The organism is Yersinia massiliensis, assembly GCF_003048255.1.
Classification (GTDB): domain Bacteria; phylum Pseudomonadota; class Gammaproteobacteria; order Enterobacterales; family Enterobacteriaceae; genus Yersinia; species Yersinia massiliensis_A.
Genome location: NZ_CP028487.1, coordinates 2384009 through 2405703, shown reverse-complemented (window position 1 = coordinate 2405703; position 21695 = coordinate 2384009). Strand labels below are relative to the sequence as shown.

The window sequence follows — 21695 nt, the reverse complement described above, 5'->3', positions numbered from 1 at the left end:
AATTTATAGATCAAACAACCAATATTTAAGATCAAACAATGTCGTGGTTGGGGTGTTCCGCGCCCCACCCTTAATTTACTCGCCAACCAGCGACAATAATCAACATTCCCACCAGTGCAACACCCGCTCCGACCCAATCAAACATCGAAAGCTTTACACCATCGACGATGCGTAACCAAATTAATGCTGTCGCAACATATACGCCACCATAAGCAGCATAGACTCGCCCGCTGGCGGCAGGATGCAGTGTCAATAACCAAACAAACAGCGCCAAACTGATCGCTGCTGGGAGTAATAGCCAAATTGTTCCCCCTTTGCGCAGCCATAAATAAGGTAAGAAACAACCGATAATTTCTGCTAACGCAGTGACAAAAAACAGTAGCGATGTCTTTAACATTCCCTAGCCTCGGTATACCGTAATTAACATCTTGCTATTAAAGCAAATATTCTCAATTAACATTCGGTTACTTTACTCATTTTGTCACCGAGTTGTCGTTGACTAGTTTATCGACCTCAAGCAATGATATAATTTTTGTTCGCGGATAGCGTGCCAGTTAATTACATGATGATTTAACATCATTGACTCAGAAAGGATTTAAGACGATGAAAATAAATATCTTGCCACGCTTTATACGCGCTTTTTTACCGGTCGCTATTCTGGCATTGCCATTGGCTTGGCAGATACCTGCATTGGCACAATCGGCAAACTGTACACAGGGCAGCACTTGCGTTTCTGTTGGCGGGAATAATGATCCCATGTCCAAAGAACAAGCGCGCCAAAGCCAACAGCAATGGGATGATACCCATCGCCTTCGTAATAAGGTGAACAATCGTGTCGAAAAGAATTTTGATAAATTCGATCGTGCTGAAGATGCGAAAGATAGCTGTGACCGTAGTGAGAATTTAAACGCTTATTGGGAACCGAACACTGAACGTTGTCTTGATCGTTTATCAGGTCGCCAGATTAATCCGTAAATAGAGGCTATGGCTCAGATTGACTTGAGGTTATAGGTATCTGAACTATCCTTTAGAGAAGTTTAGGAATCAATACGTTAGATAAGCTATTCATCCACATAAGGACTTTATGATGAAAAAAACAATTATTATCAGCACATTATTATTCTCTCTGGCACCTTTAGCTGCGTTGGCTTCTTGCGAAAGCGTAAAAGCTGATATTACGCAGAAAATCATCAGTAATGGTGTGCCTGAATCAGGATTTAAGCTGGATATCGTCCCTAACGATCAGGTGGAACAAGCTGGCGGCCAAGTCGTCGGGCATTGCGAAAATGATACTCAGAAGATTGTTTATACGCGTATTAATAGCGGCAACTAATCTCTCGCTGTATTCCGTCAGGGCGTGCCTTTAGGTGCGCCCTTTTGTTTTGATGAAGATTCACTGGCCATTTATTCATTGGCAAGTAACAATCTACTGTACCGAAAAATAAGAGTTTTTTTCAATATGTCAGCCAGTGACTTTAAATGCTGTAATGGCGCTAGATGAAACGACCAGTACATCTCTATTACTACCGCATCATGCTGCGCCGACTGCTGATTTCGATCATGTTGGGCATGATGGCTGCCTTGATTGTTTGGCTATTTCATCAGTCCATGTATGGGTTGGAATGGCTACTCTTCTCTCGAACTGATGGAAGTTTGGTTGCCGCCGCATCCTCAATTACGGGCTGGCGACGTGTACTGACTCCTGCGCTGGGTGGTTTGGCCGCAGGTTCTTTACTGTGGGCGTATCAACGTTATCAACAACAAAAACCCAGTGCTCCGACTGATTATATGGAAGCCATTGAAACGGGAGATGGCCGGTTAGATGTTTCAGCCAGTTTGATCAAATCCCTAGCCTCATTATTGGTTGTTTCGAGTGGTAGTGCGATTGGTCGAGAAGGTGCGATGGTGCTTTTGGCGGCACTATTTGCTTCTGTATTTGCACAACGTTATGCAAAACCAAGTGAATGGAAACTTTGGGTTGCTTGTGGCGCTGCTGCCGGTATGGCCAGTGCATATCATGCTCCACTGGCGGGGAGCTTATTCATTGCAGAAATTCTCTTTGGTACCTTGATGTTAGCGTCCCTCGGGCCTGTGGTGATCGCCGCTGTCAGTGCCTTACTCACCACGAATTTATTGCACGGTGGTCAGGAAACACTTTATCTCGTGGACCCTCTTCCTTCTCCTTGGCCAATACACTATTTCCTCATGGCATTTATGGGATTGTTAGCCGGCTTTTTTGGACCACTATTCCTGAAAGCGATGAGTGCTAGCGGGCATGCTTTTCGTTCACTGAATCTTTTACCCCCATTACAGCTTGCTTTAGGGGGACTCATTGTTGGATTACTTTCGCTGATTTTCCCAGAGGTCTGGGGGAATGGCTATAGTGTGGTGCAGTCGCTACTCACGACGCCGCCAGGTATTCTATTGATGGGCGGAATACTGATATGTAAGCTATTGGCCCTATTATCGAGCAGTGGGTCCGGTGCACCGGGTGGTGTATTTACCCCGACGCTTTTTGTTGGTGCCGCATTTGGTATGGTATGTGGACAAGTATTTGCTTGGTGGCCTGCACTCGGTGACAACATCGCCTTATTGATGGCATTGACTGGGATGGCAACCTTGCTCGCCGCAACAACTCATGCCCCGATAATGGCAGCATTAATGGTGTGCGAAATGACCGGTGAATATACTCTTCTCCCCGGCCTACTTGTTTCTTGCGTGATTTCAACAACGATAGCTCGTTGGTTACGGCCAGCATCAGTTTATCATTCGCGTTAAAATAATGCTGTCAGTCAAGGTTGTTCTTAATGATGATTATTCAGCTAATTACCCTTCTTAATCGCCTTTAACCAAATGCTCATCATTAACAACGCAACCATTAGTAACAACACAACAAGATAAATGTATTATTGGTTGATAACAGACAAATCTAAATATTTAGCTAATGGCTTTTCTTCTGGATGCGGTAAATAAGGGAATTGCCCTAACTGAGGTGCAGGTAACCGCTCGCGTAACATCGCTATTGTTTCAGCATAATGTGCTAAACCCGGATTAATACGATTCGCAACCCAACCTAATAAAGGTAATCCATCATTAAGAATAGATTGTGCTGTTAATAAAGCATGGTTGATGCAGCCTGATTTAATACCGACGACTAAGATGACGGGTAACTGCTCTTGTATTACCCAGTCAGAATAGAAACGTTGATCATTCATCATGACTTTCCAACCGCCACAACCTTCAACGACAACGGTATCGGCTTTACCGGATAAATGTTGTAGCCCTTCTGTCATCTCACCATAATTAATCAGCGTATCTGAGCAGGCATGAATAACATCGGCTTGCAGCGGAAATGGATTAACTTCTTGATAGTCCAAATTAATAGATGATGACGCTTGTAAAATCAGTGCATCCTGATTGCGTAAGCCATCGGGTGTTTCTTTACTTTCCGTTGCGACAGGTTTGTAGCCAGCCGCCGTTCTGCCATTTTGGCTTAAGGCCTGAAGTAAGGCCCGTGACACTACGGTTTTACCGACAGCAGTGTCGGTTCCCGTCACAAATACTCGCGTTAACATAACAATACTCCAAAATCTGTCCACGCCGACTTAAGTTTTTTCGCTTAACATGCACGAAATTGGCAACATGAATAAAAGTCTAGGCGATGCCGACAGTGGACAGCTTGCGTTAGCGCAATGTTTTAACGAACTGAGTGGAGTTTTTAACGAATAATTCAGATGTACCCACTAATAATTAACTCTTATTTATTAGTGGTAATACACTAGCCCTGCAGCAATTTTACCAATAATGAGCCGTTATATAACGCCTCTTTCACTAATGCGGCACCTGGCATTGTGCCTTGATTAAAGAATTGAGTCGGTTCAACTACAATATTATCACTGTATGCAGGTAGCGCTTGTTGGCGAATACAAGCGGCGATAGCGGGATGCAAAATAGATGCGGCTTTATTTAACGGGGAGCCGACTAGGATTTTTTCGGGATTAAATAAATTGACCATAATGGCAACTATTCGTCCTACGCTATGACCAACCCCTAAAATAATATCTTTCGCCAGTTGGTCACCGGCTAAGGCAGCATCGCATAAAGATTCCACGCTTAATGGCGTACTGTGTAATAACGAACTCATTGAGCCGTTTAAGCGTTGCTGGGCAATTTCCAGCATATTCTCAATACTGGCGACCGTTTCAAGGCAACCATGATTGCCGCAATAACAGCGTTTTCCGTAAGGGTCTACTTGGGTATGACCAATCTCAACCACGCTACGGCTGCCGGCATGCAATACTCTGCCCGCTGTAATAACACCTGCGCCAACGTTGTGATCAATCACAACTTGAATGACATTCTGGCTACCACGTGATGCGCCATAAAGTGCTTCAGCCATAGTCCAAGCACAAATATCGTGTTGCAGATAAACAGGCAGCCCCGTTCTTTGCTCTAATGCAGGGCCAAGCAGCATTTCATCGACATCATAAAATGGCATTTTATGCACGATACCTGCGGGTGCATCAATGATGCCGGGCATAGTGATCGCTATTGCGGTTAACCTTTCCAGTTTTTCCTGATGTCGAATGAAGAATTGATCGACTTCATTGAGAATGCGCTGAAGCAATGGTTCAGAGTGGTTATCAGGTAATGGAATTTGATCTTCGACCACCAATTTACTACTGAGGTCGCGTAAGGCGAGAGTAATGGAGCCGCGGCTGATACGCCCTGAGACATAATGCCAAGCTTCAGTATCAAGCACTAAGCCTATAGCTGGGCGACCGCGACTGCCAACATCCTGATATTCAGTTTCTTTAACCAGATGCGCTTCAACCAATTCCCTCACAATTTTCGTGATACTGGCAGGGGCCAACTGTGCCCTTTTAGACAGTTCAATACGGGATATTGGGCCGAACAAATCAATCAGCCGGTAAACGGCCCCTGCATTGGTCTGCTTGATTTGATCAATATGCCCAGGCTGTCCATCCGTTATCACTAAACCGGCTCCTTCTCTGCCAACCAAGTATTTTTCGCGCTTCTAAATAAAGATTATCGGCTATGTTGGGGCTTTTAGCATATGGCGTCAACTATTTGATTAGTTATGTGATTTACTGCACATAATCATCGATTTATAATGGCGGAAATGGTCGTTATTTATACGGTGGAGATGTTCATCTCTTATTGCCTACAGCCAATACTCTCACTTAATATCCGCCACCATCAGGCGAATCAATGCTTCTGCTGGGGCAGTTACGGGCCGGTGCTTATGGTTAACCAGCCAGACTTCGGTTGTGGCGCTAGCTTCGGCTAAGGGTAAATATTTCACCCCATCTACTTTTACGCGAGTAAATGAAGCTGGCAGTATGGAAACACCTAAACCAGAGGAGACTAGACCCACGATAGTCATTGCTTCCCCGACTTCCTGCGTTATATAGGGCGTAATTCCCGCACGGGCTAACAGTGTAAGAATTTCATCGTACAGTGCTGTTCCGACCTCGCGAGAAAAGAAAACAAAAGGCTGCTCGGCTAATGAACTGAATTTAACGCTTCCTGCGGGCAATGCAGCTAACGGATGATCTTCATTCACCACCGCGACTAGGGGTTCACGTAATAGCAATCGATATTGTAATGCATCTGGTAGTCGTGTATTTCTCATCACGCCAATATCTAATCGCCCATCCAGTAACGGCTCAATTTGCTGTTTTGTATTGACCTCTTGCATCTTAATATGGACTTGCGGGTGTAATTGGCGAAATGCCCGTAAGTTTTTAGATACAGTGCTAATAAATGGTGCAGAGGATGTAAACCCAATCGTTAACTCACCAGACTCTCCTCGATGTAAGCGCGCGGCTTTTTCCGATGCAGAATTAACCTGTGCCAGAATTTGGTAGGATTCCTTTAAAAACAATGCGCCAGCCTGCGTCAGGCTGACATTACGATTGTTGCGTGCAAACAATCGCGCACCAATTTGTTCTTCTAGGATTTGAATTTGTTGGCTCAATGGTGGTTGTGAAATACGCAGTCGTTCAGCTGCTCGGCCAAAATGCAGTTCTTCCGCAACAGCAATAAAATAACGTAAATGCCTAAGTTCAATAGTCATTGATGTAGATTGATATGTTAAACATCTTATTCAGGATGATTAATATATTAGACAAAAAACTCAGCAATTTCTATGATCATGTCATTGAGCCGTTCAGTGGCTACACCAAGGTTTTGGTGAAAAGAGTTTTTGAATGTTTTAACGAAAAGGAAATACCGTGACCACCTCTTTGCGCACTACGACTACCGTAGCGCCAGCAGCCAATGACGACGCCTCTTCACTATCACCAACAGCCGATGTTCCTCGTTTGTCTAAACGCCCTTATATTCAACGAGGCACACCACAGTTTATCCGCGTAACCTTGGCTTTCTTTTCAGCAGGCTTGGCGACATTTGCCCTACTCTACTGTGTGCAGCCAATCCTGCCGTTACTGTCACAAGACTTCAATATCTCTCCAGCAGGCAGCAGCTTATCGCTTTCTGCCGCGACGGGAATGCTCGCCTTTGGACTGATGTTTACCGGCCCTCTCTCAGATGCTGTCGGGCGTAAATCAGTGATGGTCATTGCGCTGATGCTTGCCGCTGTCTGTACAATTATTTGCTCATTTATGACCAGTTGGCATGGCATCCTACTTATGCGGGCATTAATTGGTCTGGCCCTTAGTGGTGTTGCAGCTGTGGCGATGACCTACCTTAGCGAGGAAATACATCCGAGCTTTGTTGCATTGTCTATGGGGTTATATATTAGCGGTAACTCTATTGGAGGAATGAGTGGCCGCTTAGTCACTGGGGTACTCAGTGATTTTTTCTCATGGCGCATTGCACTGGCGGTGATCGGCTTATTTGCATTAGCTGCCGCTTGTATGTTTTGGCGTATTCTTCCCGCATCGAAACACTTCCGTCCAACCTCATTACGGCCAAGAACACTGGCGATTAATTTCAAACTACACTGGCGAGATCCTGGTTTACCTTTGCTCTTTGCAGAGGGATTTCTCATTATGGGTAGCTTTGTCACCTTATTTAATTACATAGGGTACCGCTTGTTGGCTCAGCCATATTATCTTAGCCAGGCAGTGGTCGGCTTATTATCGATAGTTTATCTGACAGGGTCTTATAGTTCGCCAAAAGCGGGTTCCCTGACGAGCCGTTATGGACGAGGGCCAATACTATTGGCATCCATTGGAATGATGTTGGTTGGCGTTCTTATTACCTGTTTCCCGTCAGTCATTAGTATCTTTATCGGTATGATGATATTTACAGCTGGTTTTTTTGCTGCCCATTCTGTTGCAAGCAGTTGGATTGGGCGGCGGGCACGTCGCGCAAAAGCGCAGGCATCCTCACTTTATCTGTTTTGCTATTATGCAGGGTCGAGTGTGGCAGGAACATTGGGTGGAATTTTCTGGCTCAATTTAGGTTGGACAGGCGTTGTTGCCTTTATCGCTGCACTTCTGCTAGTTGCACTTTTTGTTGGCCAGCGTTTACGTAAACTACCAGAGGCGGCGAGAATTTAATTTTACCGACAAGGACTGCTGAAATTTAAATTAAGTATATAATGTACATAGAGACTTTTTTACGGTAAATATTAACTTAATTTATTAATAATTGCAGGAGAGCATATGACAAGTCATTTTCTAACGCTGTGGGATATTCTGGCGACTACATTTTCGATTTTCTTTTTTATTGCTTATTTACTGATTCTGTTTCAGGTGATTTCGGATCTGTTCAGAGACCACGAGTTGAGTGGATTTTATAAAGCGATTTGGATTATCTTTTTACTATTCATCCCGCTACTGACCTCTCTTCTGTATCTGGTTACTCGCGGTAAGGGCATGGCACAACGTTATCGTGCATCAGTACAAAAGAATGTTTCAGATACCAATGAATATATTCGTCAGGTAGCCGGTAAATCCCCAGCCGAGCAGATTGCTGACGCTAAAAAATTATGGGATGACGGTGTGATTACTGAAAGTGAGTACATGCAGCTTAAAGCAAAAGCATTAGCTTAAGCGTTGATTCATCCGAAAGGCTAGATGTCGTTTTTGGTCATTTAGCCTTTTTCATTTCTTTCTCTTCAGTTCGCCAGATTTAAATAAAGCCCCTACTGCTGTGGTAAATCGTATTATCCATCCGCGACTCCCTCCCTGTAGACTTCTTTTTGTTACATATTCAACTGAATTTATGGCAATGCACTGTCTCAACATATTGCTTTTTTTACTCACTCTAAATATTGTATGTTGTAACTAAAATTACCTTTACTAGAAAACAAAATGAACAAATATGACTTGATTGATCGACTCAATAAGCGATTCAGCGCGTTAGAAGCTGAGTTGCAACGCCTCCACCAGCAACTTAATGATTTACCGCTGCTTGCTGCTCGAGTTTTCACTCTTCCTGAAATAGAAAAAGGAACTGAACATGAACCAATTCATCAAATAACAGTCACGGCAACAGTGGGTAATCACGCCAGAGAATTGGGGCTGCAACATTTTCAGCGACTTTTTATTCATCATCAGGGTCAAAATACCAGTAGCAAAGCTGCTCTGCGATTACCTGGTGTACTCTGCTTTTCGGTGACAGTGCATCAATTAAGTGATTGTCAGAATACTATTCGCGAAATTAACCAGTTAAAAACTGAATTGGAACACATCATCACTATTGAATCAGGATTGCCCAGCGAGCAGCGTTTTGAGTTTGTCCATACCCACCTGCACGGATTGATCACCTTGAATACCTATCGCACGATCACGCCACTGCTAAATCCCAGCTCAGTGCGTTTTGGATGGGCCAACAAGCACATAATCAAAAATGTCACCCGTGAAGAGATTTTGACTCAGCTAAATAAAAGTCTGAATTCAGGTCGGGCTGTCTCGCCGTTTACACGTGAACAATGGGTAGAATCTATTAGTCGAGAAATAACGGACATTAAGCGTTTACCCGAAAAAACGAAATTAAAAATAAAGCGCCCCGTTAAAGTGCAACCCATTGCACGAGTCTGGTATCAAGAACAACAAAAACAGGTGCAACACCCCTGCCCTATGCCATTGATTGCATTTTGCGAGGTTCAATCCGAAGCTGACTTACCTAAATTAGGTGAGCTATCAGACTACGATGCTCGCCATATCAAACATAAATATAAGCCAGATGCTAAACCGATGAAGTTACTGATCCCGAGGTTACATTTATATATTGAGGCAGATAAATCTTAAGCAGCTAAAAGCAAAATAACCTACCTTGCTCATCCAAGTAAGTAATATTGCCGCTGGTGTTATTAAAATTATACAGCGTGCTATTTTATTCCGAAAATTTTTAACCGGCAGAAAAATGCCGGAAGCTCATCCGGCATTAAGACCATAAATACGCAATAATTATTTCATACTTCCGACCATCTCTTCCGGTCGGACCCACTCATCAAATTGCTCACTTGTTAGATAACCTAACTTAAGCGCAGCCGCTTTTAGTGTTAACCCTTCTTTATGCGCCTTCTTAGCAATTTCAGCCGCTTTGTCATAGCCAATATGAGTATTCAGTGCAGTGACTAACATCAATGACTCATTTAGCAACTGAGTAATACGGTCGCGATTTGGCTCAATTCCAACAGCGCAGTGCTCATTAAATCCACGCATACCATCCGCTAATAAACGGATTGATTGTAGGAAATTATGAATAACCAGCGGACGGAATACGTTCAGCTCAAAGTTACCAGATGCCCCGCCTATATTCACAGCGACATCATTACCCATCACTTGGGCACATAACATGGTCATCGCTTCACATTGAGTCGGATTCACTTTACCTGGCATAATGGAACTACCAGGCTCATTCTCAGGAATAGAGATTTCACCGATACCGCAACGAGGACCCGAAGATAACCACCGCACATCATTGGCAATTTTCATCAACGAGGCAGCGAGACCTTTCAATGCACCATGGCCATGAACCAATGCATCACAAGTCGCTAAAGACTCAAATTTATTCGGGGCCGTGATGAAGGGTTGATGCGTCAGTGCGGCAATTTCGTTGGCAACACGCACAGCATATTCAGGATGCGTATTCAGCCCCGTTCCGACAGCGGTTCCCCCAAGAGCCAATTCGCAGAGGTGAGGAATAGCGGACTCTATGTGTAACCGGCTGTGAGATAGCATTGCCACCCAGCCTGATATCTCCTGCCCCAATGTTAATGGTGTGGCATCTTGCAAATGTGTCCGGCCAATTTTCACAATATCGCGAAACGCTTCTGCTTTTTCCGCTAACGTGTCCTGTAATATCTTCAATTCCGGCAGCAGATCTTCTTTCAATGCAATCACAGCGGCAACATGCATTGCTGTTGGGAATACATCATTCGAGCTTTGACTCTTATTAACGTCGTCATTGGGATGAACTAAGCGACCATTCCCTCGTTCACCACCGAGCAATTCACTGGCTCGATTCGCGAGTACCTCATTCATATTCATATTAGTTTGAGTACCAGAACCGGTTTGCCAGATTGATAACGGAAACTCACCTGAATGACGGTCATCCAACACTTCATCGGCCGCGCGCATAATGGCATCTGCACGCTCGACTGCCAACAGCCCAAGCTCCTGATTAACCTTCGCTGCCGCACGTTTTGTCAGGGCCAAAGCGTGAATCAATGCAGTAGGCATTTTCTCTTGTGAGATCTTAAAATGCTCCAATGAACGTTGAGTTTGTGCTCCCCATAGCTGGCTTGCTGGTACATCAATAGGCCCCATGGAGTCTTTTTCACTGCGAGTCGCTGCCATCATGATCTCCTTAACATTTGGATCTGAAAAGTTGAAGTCTGCTATACCGTTCTCCGGCAATACGACATCTATCATGGCATATTTATCGACAGCTTGATGCGATTGATTCGTATTTCTGTCGTTTATGATGCCAACCTGCGAGACGATTAGCATTACTACTTGCAACCCCTTGACCCCCATTGTTTACTAAGGGACTATTTTCCCTTTTCTCGGGCTCGGGCTTTTGCCTTATCACATGGCTGACTGGCGTCTCACCCTATTTTGGCCCTTAACAAACGGCAGATCATCGACATGCAAAAAATGAAAAATGCAGTACAAAACTATGCTTGGGGTAGTACTACCGCGCTGACTGAGCTTTATGGTATTGCAAATCCGCAAGCCAAACCGATGGCAGAATTGTGGATGGGGGCGCACCCTAAGAGTAGTTCTGAAGTTGCGGATGCAAAGGGTCAATGGCATTCATTGCGTGAAGTCATCGAGCAAGATCCCGAAGCCAATCTTGGGCACGACGTTTTCACCCGTTTTGGCGAATTGCCTTTCCTATTTAAAGTACTTTGCGCAGCGCAGCCGCTATCAATTCAGGTTCATCCTAGCAAAGCTGCCGCCGAAATTGGCTTCGCTAAAGAGAATAAAGCAGGGATCCCGCTAGATGCAGCAGAACGAAATTATAAAGATGCAAACCATAAGCCTGAATTGGTTTATGCCCTGACCCCATTCCAAGCCATGAATGGCTTTCGCACATTAAATGATATTCAAGTGCTACTTCAGCCTTTGGCGGCTGCTCATCCGGATATCGCCGTATTTTTACGCGAACCGGATACTGAACATTTAGCCACACTCTTTGCCAGTTTGCTCAGTATGGCTGGCGAACCTAAAACACGTGCATTGGCCATCCTGAAATCAGCACTCAATAACCAACTGGGTGAACCATGGGATACTATTCGCAGTATTTCTCGCTTCTACCCTGATGATAGCGGCTTGTTCTCCCCTTTGCTGTTAAACGTCGTGACGTTACAACCAGGTGAAGCCATGTTCCTCTATGCCGAGACACCTCACGCTTATCTAAACGGAGTGGCGTTGGAAGTGATGGCCAACTCCGATAATGTATTGCGCGCTGGCTTAACGCCAAAATTTATTGATATTCCGGAGTTAATGGCTAACCTGCAATTTATTCCTAAACCAGCGGAGACTTTGCTCACTAGTCCACAGCAGCAAGGTAATGAGTTGGTCTTCCCGATCCCCGTTGAAGATTTTGCCTTTTCGTTGCACACATTAACTGCTGAGCCCCAGACATTAGCGCAAAACAGTGCCGCAATAATATTCAGTGTTCAAGGCGAGGCTGTCTTACAAAAACAGCAACAGAAAGTCACGTTACTGCCGGGTGAGTCCTGCTTTATACCGGCCAACGAATCGCCAGTAACGGTACAAGGAACAGGCTCTATTGCACGTGTTTACAACGCAGAATGAACAAAGTCACTCATTTTGTTGTCAATTACTGGCTTTTTGCCGTTGTGATAGTTAGATTTCGTTTCTCGCAATAAAGAGTTATTGCATCAATAATATTGGTTTGTGAACAGTTTGGCCTATATTGATTTGAGGATTTTTTTAAGAATTCTCTTTGGTGATATTTAACGAGTAACTCAGTACCGTGATCAACACAGTGTATTTGGTATATTAGATAAAGGATGAACAGAACAATGAAAAAATCGTTAGTGGCTGTCAGCGTCATAGTCGTTCTTGGCGCAGCATGGACTGGGGCCTCATGGTATACCGGTAAACTGATTGAGCAACGTATGGGTGAACTGGTTGATAGTGCAAACGGTCAGATCCGCACGCTGTTGCCGAAAGCCGGTGTAAAACTCGCGTATACAGACTATCAGCGCGGCTTGTTCACGAGCCAAGTTCGTTATGTCCTGCAAGCAGATAGCAGTGTTGCTGGTGAAAAAGCGTTAAAAGATGGCGATGAAGTCGCGTTTATCGAAACTATCGACCACGGCCCTTTCCCATTAGCACAATTGAAGAAATTCAATCTAATCCCAAGCATGGCATCGGTACATACCGAACTTGCCAATACTCCAGCGTTAAAAAAACTGTTTGAGGTCACCAAAGGACAGTCGCCGTTTACAGCAGACTCTCGCATTTCCTACAGCGGTGATACTTCTTCTGCCATTACCTTTATTCCGATCGACTATAAGCAAAATACCACCAGCGTGAAATTCTCTGGTGCCAAGATTGATGCTGATGTTTCCCGTGATCTCCGTAATGTGAAGATGAGCGGCGATAGCGAGAATATTGTTTTTGCGACCAAAAATCAGTGGGATCAAATAGAGCAATTCACGCTTCAAGGTTTGGTACTGAAAAGCGATAGCCAAATGGGTAAATTTGACCTGAGTATTGGCGATCAACAGCTTGGTATTAAGCAGATGAGCTTCAGTCTAGATGGCAAAGAGACTGCAACATTAGTTGGTTTCAACCTCAATACCCAATTAGGCGAAACCGACAAAGACTTAAACGGTAAGCTGACTTACACCTTGGATTCGTTGAAAATTCAGGGAAGTGATTTTGGCTCAGGCAAATTAGCGTTTGCTTTTGATCGTTTGGATGGCCAAAGCCTCAAGCAGTTTACCGCCGCTTATAATCAACAAGCGCTGAAAGCTGTGCAAGCTGGCGAAAATCTAGATGCAGAAGCATATCAGCAAGAAATGACAGAAATGTTGATAGCTAAGCTCCCTGCGCTACTGAAAGGCAGCCCAACCTTTAGCATCGCGCCACTGAGTTGGAAAAATGCCAAAGGTGAAAGTACCTTTACGCTAAATGTTGATCTTGCTGACCCAGCAACAGCGAAAACCGACGGCGAACCTCTGTTAACGCAAGCAGTGAAGAAAGTCGATGCTACGTTGACGATTCCAATGCCGATGGCAACGGAATTGACCATGCAGGCAGCTCAGTTACAGGGTTACAGTCCGGAAGAAGCGCAAAAATTGGCACAACAACAGGTTCAAGGCATTGCCGCCATGGGCCAAATGTTTAAGCTGACTACAACGAAAGATAATGTTATCAGCAGCAGCATCCACTTTGCCGATAACAAAGTCGATTTGAATGGTCAGAAAATGTCAGTACAAGAGTTTGTTGGCTTATTTGGTATGTTTGGCGGAGCACCTGCTGAAGATGATTCTGGCGACGAACCAGCAGATGCACCTGCTATTGGTGTTGCGCCTGAACCAGTAACACCAGCACAATAAATATAATTAGTGCAGTAGCAAGACGGAGCCTAATGGCTCCGTTTTTATAAGATATATGTGTAGCTAAACTGATCTTATGGTACCTGGCTCATTAATTTAATAAATAACATTAGTTTAATAAGTAATAGTGTGATGTATTCGATCTATTCCCTGCGACACCATCACTTTGTTGATAAAAATAAACACCTGAATTGTCATTGTCACATATTAACGTCAATGTATATTTTGCCAGTTTTTCACCAAACATCTCCTCTGAACTAATGATGCCGATATTATCTGCGATTCGCTTATATTGATATTGACCAGAATAGTCATTCCCGTTATTAAGCACTTTATAATTGTATTTTTTATCGCTTCGATATTGCATTTTGTAAACATTACCAGCCATCGGGTTTGTCGGGCTGTAACTGGCTGAAATTGCCATAATAAAATCTTTACCTTCAATGCTTTCAGGCACCTTGCAAGTTGCGCTGGCCGTTCCAATCGAACATAGAGCAATAACAAAAAGTAATCTTTTCATATATTATTCCTATAAGTATTAATATAACCAATTAATAATGATCTGCGTGAGCTATTAAGCCAATTAAATATAATTTAATTGTATCTTACTTAGAATAACCTCACATCAATCGATAGTGAAAATTAAAAATCATTAGTTATTATCAAAAGTTAACTCATTAAGATAGTTATTCTGACGAGGCAGGTAATGATAATACCGATAGTGGCGGAGAAAACAGACATATCCTGGGCCACGTAATACAGACTGAAGAAAAAATTAACTTCTGCTACCCAGATCGCTGTCTCCGGGTAGCCCGTTAATCATTCTTGTGAGTTCTTCACAGCGGATAATTTTTTCTGATGACAAAGTAAAGCGGGCAAAAACCTCAAACTCGCTCTTCTCACCCTGATTTTTTTCCACATTTACATAGTGATGAGTGAACACAGTGTCATTTTCAGCCACGACACTTTTAATAGAAATGCTCATCTGTTTTGTATGCGATTTAATGGCCTTCATATGTTTGATAAACCCATGATAGTCCAGTTGCTTACCATCCACGCTCTGTTGATAATCAGGAGTAAAAAATGCTGCGATTTTACTCTCGTCATGCAATGGATCCGTAATGAGCGTCTGTAGTGCCGCAATGACTATCTGCTTAATGTTTTGCATTTTGATTCTCCATTCTGAGTAATGGCAGAAAGTCTACCTCAGGACTTAACTGGTATATTATCGACATTAGGACAACATATACGGTTAATCGGCCATGCAGATAAAAACATCTCAGATTAAATATGACGCTATGCATTCAACGGAGTGGCATAAGCACGGTTCAGGCCAGTTATTCTGGCTCAGCCAGGGACTTATGATAATTGAGACGGAATTGATTCAATGGATTGTTACCCCAGGGTCGGTGGGGTGGTTTCCGGCAAATCTGTACCACAGAGCCCGGAGTTCGGGGGCCGTAAGCGGCAAATGTCTTTACCTTAAACCATCATCCTGTCTTCATTTACCCCTCAGTTCTGGGGTCTACGGAGTGGATAGTTTCATCTTGGAGCTGCTTGAACGGCTATGCCTGAACAGGCCTGACGATTACAGAGATGCACTTCTGCAAGTATTAACCTGTGAACTGAATCAGCTACCTGAATTGCCACTTCAGCTCACAATGCCAGAAGATCGTCGGGCGAGAAATGTTGCAAACGAATTATTAAAAAACCCTGAATGTGTGCTGAGTCAGACACAACTGGCCCATAAATGGGGTATTAGTGTACGAAATCTTAGCCGCTTGTTTCATCAGGAAACCGGGCTTACTTTTAGCCGATGGCGTCAACAGGTAAAAGTGCTCTCTTCGCTTCAATGGATTTTCGCCGGATTATCCGTAAACGAAGTGGCATATTTGAGCGGCTATAACAACGTCAGTACTTATATTGAGATATTCCGGGAACGTTTTGGGAAAACGCCGGGACAGTTTAAGGAAACAGACAAATTGGCAGTGAGTCCATTAGCGACTGTCACATTTAAAACTAAGCCTTAACAATGAGTTGCGTTAATATCGTGTTTTTTTACTCCATTGGCCTTCAAACCCCATCTTCTATTCTCAAGCTGAGCCCCTGCGGATCAACACCGGCGGTAATATAACGTCCTGCAATTGCAAATCGACGCCTGCGATGCGTTGAAGTAAACGTTGTCCGGCGCTGTAACCAATCTCACGCGCTGAACTGGTGATGATGGTTAATGGCGGTTCAGTCAGCTCAGCTTCTGGTGCATCACCAAACCCGATCAGTGCAACTTGTTGATCGAGGTAAGTATCGACACCCGCACTCCCAATAGTTCTACCGGTACGCAAAATGCCGAAATAAGCCCCAAGCGCGACCGACGCTTGATGGCAAATTATGGCACTCACATTAGGATGATGACGCAGTAAGGTTTCTGTTGCATCAGCAGCCACTTGCTGTTGTCCATCACATTCAACCACCCATTCCGATCGAAAAGGCAGGCCATACTGTAGCAATGTGGCGCAAAACCCCCCTAATCGTTCCGCACGAGTTAATGAGTGCGAGAGCCCCCCTAAGTAGGCAATTTTCCGATGACCACGATCGATGAGAAACTCCGTCGCCATTTTGGCGGCTTGCATATTATCTGGACGTACAACATCAACGCCTTCCAATACATTCGCACGGGCCGCACAAATGAGGGGAATATCGTGTTCTGCGGCCTTTTGCTGTAACCCCATATCTGCTCTGGCACCGCCTCCCAGCACTAATCCATCAACACCTTGATCAATAAGTGTATCGAAACAACGCAATAGCCCCTTGCCTTCTCGGCCACTTTGCGTCAGAAACAGAACTTTACCTTCTGCCTCGATCGCCTCACTTAAACCGGCGGTCATTGCAGCATAGAAAGGATCGCCTAAGTCGCGGACAATCAAGCCGATCACCCCTGACTCCCCTCCTCGCAGTTGAGCCGCCTGCCGGTTGCGGACATAACCTAATTGTTCGATAGCCTGATTGACGCGATCAGAAGTGGTAGGAGAAATACGGCCTTTACCACTGATAGCTAACGAAACCGTCGCTACAGAAACACCCGCATATTTTGCCACATCAGTAATGGTGATTTTTTTAATGGTCATACCAACAAATAAGCCAAGTTAAACGTTTAATCCCAGAAATGACTCTAGCACAATCAACGGATCTGACATTGCAGATCAACACTCAGCAAGGATCCTCGATTTGCATACATTAGCTGTGGACACGATAAAATACGCGCCTTTAGTTCTATCTAGCGTAATAAATGCGAAGGTTATACAAAAACAGGATCAATAATTGTGAGTTATCACTCATATTATCTGGGTTAAACGTTTTATCTTATTTTACCTCCAGCTAAGGAGACGAAAAGATCACCACGATCGAGTGTTTTAAGAACAGGAGCCACTATGTCAGCGGTAAAAAAACAAAAAATCACGCTGTGGGAATTTTTCCAGAGTTTAGGGAAAACCTTCATGTTGCCGGTCGCCTTGCTCTCCTTCTGTGGGATCATGTTGGGCATCGGCAGCTCACTGAGCAGTAAAGATGTCATCACCCTCTTACCCGTCATCGGTCACCCTGCTTTCCAGCTATTATTCACTTGGATGAGCAAGGTAGGTTCTTTTGCTTTTAGCTTCTTACCGGTCATGTTTGCCATCGCTATCCCCTTGGGTATGGCGCGCGAAAATAAAGGCGTCGCGGCATTTTCTGGTTTTGTCGGCTTTGCTGTACTCAACCTCGCCACTAACTTTTATCTCACCACCAGCGGCGTATTACCTACCACAGACCCTTTGGTACTGAAAACCCATAACATTCAGAATATATTAGGGATTCAGTCTATCGATACGGGCATATTGGGTGCGGTCATTGTTGGGGTTATTGTTTATTTACTGCATGAACGTTTCAACACCATTCGTTTACCCGATGCTTTAGCTTTCTTCGGTGGCACACGCTTTGTTCCTATCGTCACTACGGTGGTTCTTGGTCTCATTGGCTTATTGATCCCATTGATCTGGCCTTGGTTCGCTGCCGGTATTAATGGTTTGGGTCGGTTAATAAATGGGGCCGGTATATTCGGCCCAATGATATTCGGCAGTGGCGAGCGCTTATTACTCCCGTTTGGTCTGCATCATATTTTGGTCGCATTGATTCGTTTCACAGAAGCGGGTGGCACGATGGATGTTTGTGGCCATAGTGTCAGTGGTGCACTGACTATTTTCCAAGCACAACTATCCTGTCCGACGACCACCGGCTTCTCTGAAAGCGCCACTCGCTTCCTGTCTCAGGGTAAAATGCCCGCATTTCTTGGTGGGTTGCCCGGTGCTGCATTGGCGATGTATCACTGCGCAAAACCAGAAAATCGCCATAAAATTAAGGGATTGCTGATTTCTGGCGTGGTTGCCTGTGTCATTGGCGGAACAACCGAACCCATTGAGTTCCTATTCTTGTTTGTTGCACCGTTCTTGTATCTGATCCATGCGATCCTAACAGGCTTAGGCTTTACTGTGATGGCGTTGTTGGGCGTGACCATTGGGAATACTGACGGGAATATCATTGATTTCGTGGTGTTTGGTATTCTGCACGGAACTGCCACTAAATGGTATTGGGTGCCGGTTGTCGCTGGCATTTGGTTCGTTGCGTACTATATGATCTTCCGATTTGCCATACAGCACTTCAATATTAAAACGCCGGGACGTGAAAATGAAACCGTCGCCAGCAGTAATGCAGAAAAAGCGGCTGCGGGTGGTGCCGTCACCGGTAAATCTGGCTATAACTCCCCTGCTATTCTTCAGGCTTTGGGCGGCGCGGATAATATTGTCTCACTGGATAATTGTATTACCCGTTTGCGAATGTCAGTCAAAGACATGAACCTCGTGGATAAAGAAGCCTTGAAGGCTAACCGCGCCATCGGCGTGATTCAATTGAATGACCATAATTTGCAAGTCGTTATCGGCCCGCAAGTGCAATCAGTGAAAGATGAATTAGACTCACTGATAAGCAATGGTCAATTTGCCCTGCCTTAGCGCTGTCACACAGTAAGCGCCGTTACTTACATTCTGATATACCCAACGTTCTTGACGTGACAGCGGCTCGTTCTGTCACTTCAAAAACCGAGGGTATATTTTATAAGCGAGATACTCATGTTCGATTTCTCCACGCCGGTTGACCGTCATGGCACTTGGTGTACCCAGTGGGACTATATTGCTGACCGTTTTGGTGCGGCAGATCTACTGCCATTTACTATTTCTGATATGGATTTCCCGACCGCTCCTGTGATTTTACAAGCACTCAACCAACGTATTGAGCACGGAGTATTGGGCTACAGCCGCTGGCAACATGAAGATTTTCTGGGGGCTATTCGTCATTGGTATCAGCAACGCTTTGGTTGCCATATTGATACATCGATGGCGGTCTATGGACCATCAGTGATTTACATGGTGGCCCAATTGATTCGCTGCTGGTCAGCACCCGGTGATTTTATCGTCACCCACACCCCCGCTTATGATGCTTTTTATAAGGTGATCCTCGGTAATCAGCGGCAACTACTCAGTTGCCCACTCCATAAAGTGGATAACCAATGGCAATGTGACATGGCACATTTGGAGGCCCTATTAGCGCGTCCTCAAACTAAAGTGTTATTACTGTGCAGCCCACACAACCCCACTGGTAAAGTGTGGACACCTGAAGAGTTGGCTCATATGGCTGAATTGTGTGAGCGCCATCAAGTGAAAGTAATCAGTGATGAGATACATATGGACATGACGTGGGGTAATCAACGGCATACGCCATGGAGTCAGGTAGGACAAACACCGTGGGCCTTGCTAACATCGGGTTCCAAGACATTTAATATCCCCGCATTAACTGGCGCTTATGGTTTTATCAGTGATACGGAAACCCGCGACACCTATACCCAAATGTTGAAAGGTCGTGATGGCCTCTCTTCCCCCGCCGTATTCGCTATCGTGGCGCATATTGCCGCTTATCAGCAAGGGGCCCCTTGGTTAGACGAATTACGCAGCTACCTGCAAGCCAACTTAGTTTATGTGGCACAGCGCTTAAATGAAGCCTTCCCAACATTGAATTGGCAGCCACCGCAAGCGACCTATCTGGCATGGATTGATTTACGGCCACTGAATCTTGACGATCATCAATTACAAGAAGTGCTCATCGAAAAAGAGAAAGTAGCCATTATGCCGGGTTTCACCTATGGCGAAGAGGGTCGAGGCTTCTTACGGCTTAATGTTGGCTGCGCACGTAGTAAGGTAGAGGCCGGCATGGATAAACTGATTAGCGGTATCCGGTTTTTACAGGGAAAATAGCTGAATTCAGTCGTCCGTGTCGCTATCTCACCACTGCCACACTGATTCTTCTCGCACCATTCCGTTAATGGATGGTGCGCTACCTTGCTATCACCCCGTCACTCATCATTATGCGTGATGAAAATCACCTTTCTATGCAACGCGGTGGATATTTTCACTGATTTGTTTTTATAATGTTCCGCACTTTACCGACTAGAATCGATTTCCGATAAAAGTGAGTGCACATTATGATTGATCCCCGCCAGCCCTTGACCGACATTCATCGCCATCTTGATGGCAATATCCGTGCGCAAACCATTCTGGATTTGGGTCGCCAATTTAATCTTCCCTTACCTGCCAATGAACTTAGTGCCCTGCGCCCACATGTGCAAATAACCAAAACTGAACCGGATTTGGTCAGTTTCCTGCAAAAGTTAGATTGGGGCGTCGCAGTATTAGGTTCCCTAGAGGCCTGTCGCCGTGTGGCTTATGAGAATGTCGAAGATGCTGCCAATGCGGGTTTGCATTATGCCGAGCTGCGCTTCTCCCCCTTTTACATGGCCATGAAACACCAATTACCCGTTGCCGGTGTCGTGGAAGCAGTAATTGACGGCATTACCGCCGGTTGTCGTGATTTCGATATTGATATTCGCTTGATCGGTATTCTCAGCCGGACATTTGGTGAGCAAGCCTGCCTGCAAGAACTTGATGGGTTACTGGCACACCGCGACGGCATTACCGCGCTAGATCTGGCCGGTGATGAACTGGGTTTCCCCGGCGGTCTGTTCCTCAGCCACTTTAATCGTGCGCGGGATGCGGGTTTACGTATTACTGTTCATGCTGGTGAAGCCGCTGGCCCTGAAAGTATCTGGCAGGCAATCCGTGAGCTCGGCGCAGAGCGTATTGGTCATGGTGTCAAAGCAGTGGAAGATATTAAGCTGATGGATTATTTGGCTGAACACCGTATTGGTATCGAATCTTGCCTAACGTCCAATATTCAAACCAGCACGGTCGCCTCATTAGCAACACACCCACTGGCTCTATTCTTGCGCCACGGCGTCATTGCTTCAATCAATACCGATGATCCTGCGGTTCAAGGCATTGAAATTGGCAACGAATATCATGTAGCAGCACCTGCTGCGGGGTTAACGCCAGCAGAAATTCATCAAGCGCAAGAGAATGGTCTGACGATGGCCTTCCTTAGCGAATCTGAAAAGCAGGCTCTGCACGATAAAATCCTAGGATAGTCAGTCACCACAATCGACATAAAAAAACGCCCGTATCTCAATCAGGTACGGGCGTTTTTCTATTTTGAACCCAAATCAATTGGCTGTTAC

At 45.0% G+C, this 21695-nt stretch carries 20 protein-coding genes; 12 read left to right on the top strand and 8 right to left on the bottom strand.

Annotated elements, in window-relative coordinates:
• Positions 1-70 precede the first annotated feature (70 nt).
• Positions 71-397, bottom strand: a complete 327-nt coding sequence (locus DA391_RS11260; protein ID WP_050081065.1) for a YnfA family protein — start codon at positions 395-397, stop codon at positions 71-73.
• Positions 398-603: 206 nt separating this feature from the next.
• Between DA391_RS11260 and DA391_RS11255 the strand changes: the two genes are divergently transcribed.
• From DA391_RS11255 to clcB, 3 genes are all read left to right on the top strand, one after another.
• A complete protein-coding gene (locus DA391_RS11255) occupies positions 604-975 on the top strand; it encodes a DUF1283 family protein (protein WP_050081064.1) in 372 nt (123 codons plus the stop codon).
• A 112-nt stretch (positions 976-1087) separates the two neighbouring features.
• On the top strand, positions 1088-1333 hold the full coding sequence (locus DA391_RS11250; RefSeq protein ID WP_050081063.1) for a DUF1161 domain-containing protein: 246 nt from the start codon (positions 1088-1090) through the stop codon (positions 1331-1333).
• 164 nt (positions 1334-1497) lie between these two features.
• The gene (gene clcB / locus DA391_RS11245; RefSeq protein ID WP_050081062.1) at positions 1498-2778 is read left to right on the top strand and encodes a voltage-gated ClC-type chloride channel ClcB; all 1281 of its coding nucleotides are present in this window, start codon (positions 1498-1500) and stop codon (positions 2776-2778) included.
• Positions 2779-2906: 128 nt separating this feature from the next.
• Here clcB and bioD read toward each other — a convergent pair whose 3' ends face one another.
• The 3 genes from bioD to DA391_RS11230 form a co-directional block, all read right to left on the bottom strand.
• Entirely contained in the window at positions 2907-3575 is a 669-nt protein-coding gene (bioD, locus tag DA391_RS11240; protein ID WP_050081061.1) for a dethiobiotin synthase, read from the bottom strand.
• A 203-nt stretch (positions 3576-3778) separates the two neighbouring features.
• On the bottom strand, positions 3779-4996 hold the full coding sequence (gene mlc / locus DA391_RS11235; RefSeq protein WP_050081060.1) for a sugar metabolism global transcriptional regulator Mlc: 1218 nt from the start codon (positions 4994-4996) through the stop codon (positions 3779-3781).
• 204 nt (positions 4997-5200) lie between these two features.
• Positions 5201-6100, bottom strand: a complete 900-nt coding sequence (locus tag DA391_RS11230; protein WP_050081059.1) for a LysR family transcriptional regulator — start codon at positions 6098-6100, stop codon at positions 5201-5203.
• A gap of 157 nt (positions 6101-6257) precedes the next feature.
• On the opposite strand from DA391_RS11230, the gene DA391_RS11225 reads away from it, so the two are divergent.
• The 3 genes from DA391_RS11225 (at position 6258) to tus (ending at position 9245) form a co-directional block, all read left to right on the top strand.
• Complete coding sequence (locus DA391_RS11225; RefSeq protein ID WP_050873092.1) at positions 6258-7550, top strand: MFS transporter; 1293 nt, start codon at positions 6258-6260, stop codon at positions 7548-7550.
• A 105-nt stretch (positions 7551-7655) separates the two neighbouring features.
• Positions 7656-8045, top strand: a complete 390-nt coding sequence (locus DA391_RS11220; protein ID WP_019210024.1) for an SHOCT domain-containing protein — start codon at positions 7656-7658, stop codon at positions 8043-8045.
• A gap of 261 nt (positions 8046-8306) precedes the next feature.
• Positions 8307-9245, top strand: a complete 939-nt coding sequence (gene tus, locus DA391_RS11215; protein ID WP_050081057.1) for a DNA replication terminus site-binding protein — start codon at positions 8307-8309, stop codon at positions 9243-9245.
• 159 nt (positions 9246-9404) lie between these two features.
• Here the strand turns inward: tus and fumC are convergent, their stop codons facing one another.
• Entirely contained in the window at positions 9405-10799 is a 1395-nt protein-coding gene (gene fumC, locus DA391_RS11210; RefSeq protein ID WP_050081056.1) for a class II fumarate hydratase, read from the bottom strand.
• 291 nt (positions 10800-11090) lie between these two features.
• On the opposite strand from fumC, the gene manA reads away from it, so the two are divergent.
• On the top strand, positions 11091-12266 hold the full coding sequence (manA, locus tag DA391_RS11205; RefSeq protein ID WP_108087709.1) for a mannose-6-phosphate isomerase: 1176 nt from the start codon (positions 11091-11093) through the stop codon (positions 12264-12266).
• Between the two features lie 230 nt (positions 12267-12496).
• Positions 12497-14041, top strand: coding sequence for a YdgA family protein (locus DA391_RS11200; RefSeq protein ID WP_050081054.1), 1545 nt, complete (start codon positions 12497-12499; stop codon positions 14039-14041).
• A gap of 109 nt (positions 14042-14150) precedes the next feature.
• On the opposite strand, the gene DA391_RS11195 is transcribed toward DA391_RS11200, so the two are convergent.
• Together DA391_RS11195 and DA391_RS11190 are read right to left on the bottom strand one after the other, a co-directional pair.
• Positions 14151-14561, bottom strand: coding sequence for a hypothetical protein (locus tag DA391_RS11195; protein WP_050081053.1), 411 nt, complete (start codon positions 14559-14561; stop codon positions 14151-14153).
• A gap of 255 nt (positions 14562-14816) precedes the next feature.
• The gene (locus tag DA391_RS11190; protein ID WP_050081052.1) at positions 14817-15209 is read right to left on the bottom strand and encodes a nuclear transport factor 2 family protein; all 393 of its coding nucleotides are present in this window, start codon (positions 15207-15209) and stop codon (positions 14817-14819) included.
• A 364-nt stretch (positions 15210-15573) separates the two neighbouring features.
• On the opposite strand from DA391_RS11190, the gene DA391_RS11185 reads away from it, so the two are divergent.
• Positions 15574-16071 carry a helix-turn-helix transcriptional regulator gene (locus tag DA391_RS11185; protein ID WP_240624816.1) on the top strand — a complete coding sequence of 166 codons (498 nt, stop codon included), beginning with the start codon at positions 15574-15576 and terminating at the stop codon, positions 16069-16071.
• Between the two features lie 63 nt (positions 16072-16134).
• Here DA391_RS11185 and malI read toward each other — a convergent pair whose 3' ends face one another.
• Positions 16135-17166 carry a Mal regulon transcriptional regulator MalI gene (gene malI, locus DA391_RS11180; RefSeq protein WP_050081050.1) on the bottom strand — a complete coding sequence of 344 codons (1032 nt, stop codon included), beginning with the start codon at positions 17164-17166 and terminating at the stop codon, positions 16135-16137.
• A 303-nt stretch (positions 17167-17469) separates the two neighbouring features.
• Between malI and malX the strand changes: the two genes are divergently transcribed.
• From malX to add, 3 genes are all read left to right on the top strand, one after another.
• Positions 17470-19083: a maltose/glucose-specific PTS transporter subunit IIBC gene (gene malX / locus DA391_RS11175; RefSeq protein ID WP_050081049.1), complete on the top strand. Its 1614-nt coding sequence runs from the start codon at positions 17470-17472 to the stop codon at positions 19081-19083.
• 117 nt (positions 19084-19200) lie between these two features.
• Positions 19201-20379: a MalY/PatB family protein gene (locus tag DA391_RS11170; protein WP_050873094.1), complete on the top strand. Its 1179-nt coding sequence runs from the start codon at positions 19201-19203 to the stop codon at positions 20377-20379.
• Between the two features lie 227 nt (positions 20380-20606).
• Positions 20607-21605, top strand: a complete 999-nt coding sequence (gene add, locus DA391_RS11165) for an adenosine deaminase (protein ID WP_108087708.1) — start codon at positions 20607-20609, stop codon at positions 21603-21605.
• Positions 21606-21695 lie beyond the last annotated feature (90 nt).